General features: G+C 38.8%; 6 protein-coding genes. 2 read left to right on the top strand and 4 right to left on the bottom strand.

From position 1 onward, the window contains the following. The first annotated feature begins 340 nt into the window (after positions 1-340). Together UIB65_RS09515 and UIB65_RS09510 are read left to right on the top strand one after the other, a co-directional pair. Entirely contained in the window at positions 341-916 is a 576-nt protein-coding gene (locus tag UIB65_RS09515; RefSeq protein ID WP_330041193.1) for a hypothetical protein, read from the top strand. Positions 917-1,154: 238 nt separating this feature from the next. After that, the gene (locus UIB65_RS09510) at positions 1,155-1,979 is read left to right on the top strand and encodes a hypothetical protein (RefSeq protein WP_330041191.1); all 825 of its coding nucleotides are present in this window, start codon (positions 1,155-1,157) and stop codon (positions 1,977-1,979) included. Positions 1,980-2,423: 444 nt separating this feature from the next. Here UIB65_RS09510 and UIB65_RS09505 read toward each other — a convergent pair whose 3' ends face one another. The 4 genes from UIB65_RS09505 to UIB65_RS09490 form a co-directional block, all read right to left on the bottom strand. Next, on the bottom strand, positions 2,424-3,284 hold the full coding sequence (locus UIB65_RS09505) for a toll/interleukin-1 receptor domain-containing protein (protein WP_330041189.1): 861 nt from the start codon (positions 3,282-3,284) through the stop codon (positions 2,424-2,426). Positions 3,285-3,296: 12 nt separating this feature from the next. Continuing rightward, positions 3,297-4,121 (bottom strand): toll/interleukin-1 receptor domain-containing protein, encoded by an 825-nt coding sequence (locus UIB65_RS09500; RefSeq protein WP_330041188.1) that lies wholly within the window; start codon positions 4,119-4,121, stop codon positions 3,297-3,299. Next, positions 4,118-4,612: a hypothetical protein gene (locus tag UIB65_RS09495; protein WP_330041186.1), complete on the bottom strand. Its 495-nt coding sequence runs from the start codon at positions 4,610-4,612 to the stop codon at positions 4,118-4,120. Before UIB65_RS09495 ends, UIB65_RS09500 begins: the two co-directional genes overlap by 4 nt. 15 nt (positions 4,613-4,627) lie before the next feature. Continuing rightward, positions 4,628-9,418 (bottom strand): lectin like domain-containing protein (locus tag UIB65_RS09490; protein WP_330041185.1); only part of this gene is annotated, 4,791 nt, incomplete at its 5' end.

Raw genomic sequence — 9,418 nt, 5'->3', positions numbered from 1 at the left:
GTTTGGAGTGTTTACGCTTGGATTAGCACTAACTGCAGCCAAAGATAAAGCTCCTACAATTAAAAATATAGCTACTAAAAATATTTTCTTATTCATTAAATCACCTAATATATTATTAGTATATAATATTAATTCTGTAATGAAATAAAATAGTTTACTACTTTCAGCTTTTAAATCATTCCATTAAAAAATCAAGTGGGTGGAATTTCTAGTGAAAAAAATTCTAGGATTTCAACATTGTCAAATAAGATAAACATATATTGTTGAACGTCCATATAATATTCATATTATAAACTCAATTTTCGCATTGGGAAATAAATTAAAGATGTTTGGTGAGTAAATGAGGTATGTAAAATTTATTCTGCTTTTTGCAGTATTGTTTTTAAGCATAGGCTTTGCTTGTGCATCGGATAATTCATTAAATGAAACGTTGGATGTGGCTGAATCGGATGAAATTTCCATGGATGAAAGTAAAGTAACACCTGTCCAGCAGTCTGATAACCTTTCAAACAGTGAGGTTCTTGATGCATCAGCCCAGTCTGTAAACACTAAAATTGCAAGTAATCCTTCAAAGGAAAGTCTCAAAGTCGTTAAAAATTCCAATTATGTCAAGAAGGGAGATACATATTCCATGTATCTTAGAACCTCCGACGGCAAGATTGTCGCAAACAAGAAAGTGAGCATAGGATTTAACGGAAAAACCTATGTGAAAACCACAGATTCCAAGGGTAAATTTGGAATTGCAATTACAAAAACCGCAAGTTCTGGGATTATGAACATTGCCTTTAAGGGAGACAAGTCCTATAAGGCATTTTCCAAGTCATTTAAACTCTATGTCGTCGACACTTTTTCAATCAATATAGCAAATGCGAAACTGCTCACCAACGGTTATCTGAGGATATTTAACCGGTTCTAAAAAAATCATTGCAAACAATACGGTTAAGATAACCATAGGCGGCAAGGTATTTAAGAAAAGGGTCAATGCAGAGGGTTTCACTATCATAAAACCTCAGCTTAAAGCCAAAAAATACACAGTTCTTGTAAATATCGCCAAGTTTTCCCAATCCAAAAAGATTAACTGCATCAAGGGGGACGTTAAAAATCCATTCAAGACAAGTATTGCACTGGTAAAGGGCGTTCCGGATATCGATGTCATGCCTGCAAGCTTTGTCAGGGCAAACGGAGATGCAAAATACACCCTTACAAAAGACCAATATAGTATAGTGCTTAAAAGGGACAGCTACTGTTTGTTTTTATATGGAAAAATGTCAAAATACGTCTGCTTTAGAACAAAAGCGGCTCCTAAATATTATCATGTTCTTGAGAGAAGCAAATGGAACGTAATCGAACAGGCAATCAACATCAAGCTTGTCAAAAAGAATGCGTATAACTACTGGCCGGCTTCAGTCACAGTCAATCTTAAGGGCAAATCCCTGACATACTCAGAGGTTCGTGACATTCAAAATACAGGATATACCTGCGGACCTACTTCCGCCAGCGTCTGTAGCCAGGCTCTGAAGAATTACCATTCCGAATATTACTTCCAGAAAAATGCGCGCATGGACGGTGGAATCAATATTCCTGATCTCAAATATGTTTTGGATTGCAATCACTTCACCACTTCCTATTACTATTCAGTGGACAGCGGAGTAAGGCAGATGGCCAAGGGTGGAGTTGCACTTGTCGCATTCCTGCCGAATCATTATGTTTCTGTTATAGATGTGAGCAAGGACGGCAAAAAGATTCTTGTGAGCAATTCCTGGGGAGCATATGATGTTGGAGGTGATTCCAGGATTCCTACAGGCTGGGTGTCATTGGATAAGTTCAAGGCAAAATTCGCAGGTGTCGGTTTGGTGGTTAAGCTTAACTATAAATTGTCCAGCGATGCTAAAATTCACTTCAAGAACTATTATACCAGCATGGGTTCCAACTGGGCCAGACAGAACACTCAGGAAAGAATTCCAAACGTACCTATCTGATGTTAAATGAGTTTCGTTATTGTTCATGGATGATTGATTAAATTGATGGCAGTTCACATAACTGCGGTTTAATCGATTGTGCATTGACATTAACGTTAGCTATTTCAGAATTCACATTCAAAAAAGATGTGGATATATATCAGACATTAAAAATCGGCTTCAGTTTTCAAAATGCTGATGTTAATGTCTGAATTTTATCACATTTTTTTTTGGCGTAATGCTTGATTAAATTGATGCTATTTTTCATTGCTGTGGTTTAATCGATTGTTCATTGACATTAACGGTTGTGTTTTTTATATTTGTTTTTTAAAATCGTGTAGATATATATCGGGCATTTGATATTGTATTTATTTTCTCAAAATGCTGATGTTAATGTCTGAATTCAATCATTTCAAAAAAATGTTTTATAAAATAAAAAAAGGATTGCAATGTTTACATTGCAATTCAGCTTATGGTATAATTGTTCTGTGAAAGGACCTTGTTGTTCAGGTCAATCAGCTTGAATTCAACATGTGTGACATTGCCTGTCGGCAAGTCTCCCTGCCAGATGATGCCCTGCTTGAATTCATCTGCTGTAGAGTTTACCTCAAATACATTTTTGTTGTTTTTGTCGTAAAACTTGATGTTCATGAGGTAATTTTTTGAATCGGACGGCAGATTGTATGATTCACCGTAAACGCTATAATGTGTGCCCTTAACTTCAATCTTTGTCATGTTCATGGAAAACACGCCGTCTGAAGTTGTGTTCTGGCCTGCCGGAAGGATGACAAAGAAATAGATAAGAATCACTATTGCAGCCAGAGGAATGGCCAGAGCAATGTATTTCTTGATTTTGTTTTCCTGTCTTTTCGGATTTATCCTTTCAAATGCATCAATTGTTGATGAATCGATTTTCACGCTGGTAGCTGGCTTTCCAACAATCTCTGATGTTTTTTTGACCAGAGTTTCCAGTTGCTTTTTGGTATTTGGAAATGAATTGATTGTTGTCTGTGTCCTTAAAAGAAACTCCAGCTTTTTTGACTGTTTGGAATCGTCGATGTTAAACACCACAATAGGAACCTCGCCTGAAAATGCGATGTCCAGTTCGGTGAGGATGTAGTTTGTATCTTTGGAGTTTTCACCGAGAATTGCAACAAAGCACTTGGATTCCCTTATTGCATTGTTGATTGCATCGACGCTGTCGCCAGGAGCCTTGTCCTTGGACTTGCTCCATGCTTTCATGCCATTTTTTTCAAACATGGCGTAAAGTTCGTCGCTTAAGATTTTGTCTTTTTCATCGTAACATATGTAAACGTCATGGCTCATTATATGACCTCCCTAAAGTTCAATATATTCATCATAAAGGTATTCGAATAGCTTTTCGTCTGAAAATGTAAATCTGAGAATTGATTTTCTTGTTAAAAATTCATTTCTGATTAAAAATCCATGTATTATGGCCATTATCCACAATAGGATGAATATCAAAATGAAAAGGTTCAGTATAGGGTGCAGTATGAACAGGAGATTTATTGCCCCGAGCTGTAAAAACAAAATCATTATGCTTGGGATGAGATAAACCAGCCCCATCACTGCCCACAGCTTTTTGTTTGCTGTAAGTCCCATATATATAAACGAAGCCCAATATACTGGAGTAAATAGAAGAATCAATGATATGTAATCTCGCTTATGCCTTGTCAGATCCTCTTCCTTGTAGTTGGTAAAGTCAGTAATGATTGGAGTGTCCCTCTGCTCATTGCACAGCATAAGGGAATCCTCAATTAGAGTTTCATATTCCGCTTCAGGGTCTGGAAATGCCGGAAGCCACTGTGACACCTTCAGGAAATATGCCATCTCATCTTTAGGCTCGGCATTGTCGATGTTGAATGATATTATTGGCTTGTTGTAGGAATATGCCATTTCAATTTCATTGTTTACGTATCGGGATGCCTGTGAAAATGACGAATAGACCAGAACAACGATTTTTGTTGACCTTATCGCATCTCCGATTTCCTCAATATAAATTTTACCTGATGAAATGTTTCTGGGTGCAATCCAACATTTGAGGCCGTTTTCCTCAAGAAGATAGCAGATCCTGTTTGCAATGTCACTGTTTCTTGTCGAATAGCTTATAAACACGTTGTGCTTTTGATTGTCCAAAGTCATGTTTTCACCTTGCTGTTGAATGCTGTGTCCACAACGAATTCCCTGTTGTTTGCCTCAAAGAGATAGACGCTTGTGTCCTTGGTAAATGTCAGGTTGTCCTTGTTGAATGAATTGTACGGAATGATTAGGGAATGATATTTGAAGCCCTGATTTTCTTCAAATTTAAGTGTAATCAGATAGCAGGTTTCATTCTTGTAGTCGATTGTTCCTTCATTCACCGCTGCATAATTGTTCAGGAGTGTGGTTATCCTGTTGTCGGTTGAGTTCAGCTTGCTTATGTTCATGTTGTAGAAGGAATCCTGAGGATTTTTGAATTCAATTGTATCTCCAACAACGGTGTATTGGGAACCTGCAGGATAGTTCACGCTAATCGAATCGGTAATGTCTGCCTTCTGTTCCAGATACTTGTGGCTCATCAGGCAATATCCTCCGTAAATCAGCAGAATTATCACCGTTGCAATGATTAAATATTCGATCTTTCTTTTGTTCATTTTAACACCCAATGATTACTTTAGTGTAATTGTCACTTTTTTGCTAATCTTTTTATAATATTTGTTGCCGGCAAATGTTATTGTGCCTTTGAATTTTCCTTTTTTGCTCAGTTTAACCTTGAAAGTTGCCTTTCCTTTTGAATTTGTCATTGCCTTGTAGGTCTTGCCCTTGATTTTAAGTGTGAGCTTTGATTTTTTCATGACCTTTCCAAGGTTGTTTTTAAGGGTTACGATATATTTCTTTGTCTTTTCTTTCACTTTGAATGTCTTTTTGGATGTGACAATCTTCGCTTTGGCCTTTTTGACCGTTACCTTTATTGATTTTGTTGTAGCGACATAATTCTTGTTTGCCTTAAAGATGACTGTAGCGGTGTAGGTTTTAGGAGCAAGCTTTAAGGCCAGGCTTGCCTGACCTTTCTTGTTTGTAGTCAGCGAATATGTCTTTCCATTAATCTTGACAGTAAGCGCAACATTTGCAATTGTCTTTTTGGAGATGCTTTTCACGGTTATTGTGAGTTTGGCTCCATAGACTTTTGTTGCTTTTGACGGTGTAATGACGGGAGCTGTTCTTCCTTTTGCATCGGTAACTGTCAATGTTGCAGGTTTTGCTATGCATTTGCCGGGATGGTTGTTGGATAGCTTTCCGTCAAGCTTGTATGTTCCGTAGTTTATTTTGGAAGTCGGCAGAATGTAGCCTTCCAGACTCATATTGTAAGGCAGTGTGAGGCTGACTCTGTTGCCGTTTTGGTCGGTCAAGGTTATCTTCAAATCACTGGTTCCATATGCATAGAACTGATTTCCGCTTCCGTCTTCCAAATGAGCCACATTCACGCTTTTGCCTTTGATTGCTTTGCCTCCGGTGAATGCCAGATACAGAGGCATTTTGTATTGAATTTCATTTTCATCATAGTGGATTGCTCCGTTGTGTGAAGTTATCTTATTGTCCTGCAGATACAGGTCTCCGTACCATGCAGTCTCATTGATGTATTTGTATTGGAAGTAAACAGGAGTTACATTTTCGTTAGAATTGATATTTGCCCCTATGAGATACATATATCCTAAAGAAAAGATTGCACTTCCCCAGGTCGCTGAATTGCTGATAAAGCGGCCTGAATCGATAATGATGAATCCTTCACTGTAGATTGCGCCTCCACTTTTGTTTGCGCTGTTTTGTGAAAACTCACAGGTTAAAACGTTGGTGTGTGTTATTCTCTCTTCACTTTCGCAATAGGTATTCAGTGCACCGCCGTAATTTGCGGAATTTCCGATGAATGTGGAAGTTTCGATTGTGTAATTTCCTTCGCTTAGAAAGATTGCCCCTCCATAGTCGGCCAGATTTTCAATAAATCTGGAATTCACGATTAGAAGTTCTTCACCTATAAACAATGCTCCACCCATTACATTTGCACTGTTGGCTGAAAAATCACAATTGGAAATATTGATACTTCCTTTATTGACGATTGCTCCTCCATAGTCTGCAGAATTGTTGATGAATTTTGAATTGGTCACATTTTCTGCACTATAGATTGAGCCGCCTTTGCTGGCGGTATTGTTGATGAAAGTACAGTTTTGGACTAAATTCGCATTATATCCTGCACCCCCATATTTTGCTGAATTGCCGATGAAAATGGAATTTTTCAAAGTGCCTATGTCATAAAATGCGGCACCGGTATATTCTGCATGATTTTTGATGAAGACTGAATCCTGTACGGTATCGGCAACGTAAATGGTTCCGCCATAATTTGCATAGTTTTCGATGAAAGTGCTGTTGCTTATCAGTTTTGCGTCATATATTGCACCGCATTCTTGAGCATTGTTGTTTTCAAAGTATGAATCGTAAATCATGGCTTCGCTAAACAGAAAAATTCCCATGTTGCTTGTCATTTTCATCCATATGTTGTTATAAATTGCTCCTCCATATTTGGATGCGAAATTGTTTGTGAATTGTGATTTGTAGACTTTCAGATATTTGCTGGTATACAGCGCTCCACCATATCCTGCACGGTTGTTGTCGAATCTGGAATTGTAAATGTTCAAATCATCATATGAATAAATCGCTCCGCCTCCAAAGTTGCCGACCGGTGACAGTTCACCTGGAAGGATTACTCTATTGTTCATGAAATCGCAATCACGGATAGTGATTCTGTTGTGTGAGTTTATTGCTCCTCCGGTTATTTGCACAGTGTTGGCTGAGAATTTTGTCCTGGTGAACTCATTGATATGGGAATTGGAAAATATTGCGCCTCCTGAATTTGCTTTGTTGTTTTCAAATATGCAGTCGGTAAAGTTGTTGAGGTTAACGACTGAAGATATTGCACCTCCGTTATATCTGGCTTCATTGTCTGTGAAGGTTGAAGATGAAATTTCAAATGTTCCGATTCCTTCGATGTATACTGCTGAACCGTGGGTGCCTGCAAAGTTATCGGCGAAGTGGGAATTGCTGATGTGGGTTGTGTTTGTGCTGATTAAATACAGTCCTCCTCCCATTTTTGCAGTATTGTTGGTGAATTCACAGCCGCTGATGCCGATGTCAAAGAGGGAATAGATTCCTCCTCCGTTTTGATCTGCTCTGGAGTTGATGAAACTGCAGTTGTTTAGGGTAACGTTGCGGGCGGCAATATAGATTGCACCTCCGTTGCTTGAAAATGTGTTGTTGAATATTATGTTGTTTAAAACGACATTTTCAGCGCTGATATAGAATCCGGCAGCATCGCACAGTCCGTTTATTGTGTGTCCTTTCCCGTCAATTGCAAGTGTCTTGTTGATGATTACGCCGTATTTTCCGTCATCGAATTTTTCGTTGTAGAAATAGTCTCTGTCAAGAATGACTGCTGATTTGTCCCAAGCATCATTGATTATGTCCTGAAGGGCATTGAATGAGTCGCTTGAGGAGTCGTATCTGACTGTAAAGTTGAACTGAACGATGTTGGACTCGAATAGATTATCCTTATATTGTGCAAAGAGGGTGTGGGGGCCTTCATCCAAATTGATATTCAATAGAGCATATCCATTTTTAATTTGGGCGTAATAGGTATTTCCGTCAATGATGAATTTCACCAGGCAGTAGTTGATTTGTCTGACATCTACATTGTCTAAATTAACCTTGATGTTGACGTTTTTTGTATTGACTGATTTGAATTCGTCAATGTTTATTTTAATGTCGGTCAGATTGATGTTTTGTGTAAATGCTTTTATACAGGCCACATTGCATGAATCTGCGTAATCATAAAGGTCAAACCAGTTTTCACCGTCCATACTTATGAATGAAACATTTTGGCTGAATGTTTTCTTGGTAATCTCCTCTGCTGAACAGACCGGAATACAGTTGTAGCCTTTGTTGTGGTTGTGAATGGCAATGCTGAACTTGTCGTCCTTGTCCAACTGTATTTGGGTATTGAAAGGTATTGTGTAATATCCCGCAGAGGCTGTGCCGTTTTGGGAGTGTATGGGCTGGTCGTTTTTATACACCATAACCGTAAAGTTGGTTTCGCTGTCGAAATATGTGGAAAATGCAGACAGAATGGCATCGTTTTCCGCTGTGAATGTGTTTTTGAAGTAAATTGAATCCATATAGTGGTAAAACTCGCTGACTCCGGCAAAGTCATACTGATAGATTTTGGTATATGGGTTGTTGTCATTGAACACAAATGTATAGGCATGCAGATTCGGATATATCTGTTCGGATATCTTATGTTCGTATGAAAGGTAGCCGAAACCGCCATTTTCCCATTCCGCTCCCCAGCTGTTTTTGAATATCCATGCGCCTTTTGCATATGTTCCAAGTGAGTCATGGCCTACATAATTGTCGTCCCATCCGACAAGGGAAGCTGAGTGGAAATCATTTCCCCACTTGAATGTTACTGAAACCGCACCATTGTCCCTTATCGCCAGTTTGTAGAGGGCATTGTCCTGGCTGTCCGTACGGGCAGGCAGAAACTTGATGTTTTGAATATGAAACATTGGATTTTCCAGAGTGGATATTGAAGAGTAGTCGTCATAGTTTTCAACGGATTCGTCAATAGGACCCAGCCAGCTTGTCAGGTAGCTCAATATCATTGATTCGTATCCTGCATAATTGGTTTCAATCTTTATGCCGTAAACGGAATATGCTGCCATCAGATTTTTGGCGTTTTCTTCTGAAAAGTCATATCTGACTCCTGTTGCCTTGCTGAGACATGCTTCAAGTGTTGCAATTCCTGAAAATGCCCAGCAGTTACCTCCATTTTTCTGGTCTTTGACAGAACTGACAAAGCCGTAATCGTTGGAGTTGTAATATGCCGGCATCACTTCCACATATGTCGGAAGGGCTGTCGGATTTAAAAATGTGCCGTTGATGATGCTGACTGGATTGTATGAAGTTGCCTCATAAAGATTGTCAAATTTGGTGCTCAAAAAGGAATTTCCGAAATCTATTGTGCAGTTTTCTGTGAAGTTAAAGTCGTTGTTTTCAATCCTGCCGGAGAGATCTATGCTGTAATTTCCAAGGAGTAAATAGTTCCTGAAAATATCATCCCTTGGTTTGGTATATACATTTCCCGTTCCCATACGCAAATACAGGTTGGTGTTTAAATCTCCGAACATGTAAATGTTCAGTGTGGGGTTGACAAACTTGTCGCTGAAGCAAAGATTGACTGAAATATTGTTGACTGCATCATGGGTAACGACTGAGGATAGGTTTTCAGCATCATCATTGCTGTAAATCATCAGGCTGACCAGACCGTCGTTGACCTCGAAAACTGAATATGGATAGTATCTTGTAGGGTTTTCATATGATGTCAGCTCGTAGTATATTGGATTGCTTATGAG

Source organism: Methanobrevibacter sp. (genome assembly GCF_036307625.1).
Classification (GTDB): Archaea; Methanobacteriota; Methanobacteria; order Methanobacteriales; family Methanobacteriaceae; genus Methanocatella.
Note: the sequence above shows the minus strand (reverse complement) of the source record. Positions and strands in the feature narration are given on the sequence as shown.

What these genes read in the sequence shown, in the direction of transcription:
- UIB65_RS09515 (WP_330041193.1), top strand. Translation starts at nt 341, where the DNA reads ATGAGGTATGTAAAATTTATTCTGCTTTTTGCAGTATTGTTTTTAAGC.
- UIB65_RS09495 (WP_330041186.1), bottom strand. Translation starts at nt 4,612, where the DNA reads ATGAACAAAAGAAAGATCGAATATTTAATCATTGCAACGGTGATAATT.
- UIB65_RS09510 (WP_330041191.1), top strand. Translation starts at nt 1,155, where the DNA reads ATGCCTGCAAGCTTTGTCAGGGCAAACGGAGATGCAAAATACACCCTT.
- UIB65_RS09500 (WP_330041188.1), bottom strand. Translation starts at nt 4,121, where the DNA reads ATGACTTTGGACAATCAAAAGCACAACGTGTTTATAAGCTATTCGACA.
- UIB65_RS09505 (WP_330041189.1), bottom strand. Translation starts at nt 3,284, where the DNA reads ATGAGCCATGACGTTTACATATGTTACGATGAAAAAGACAAAATCTTA.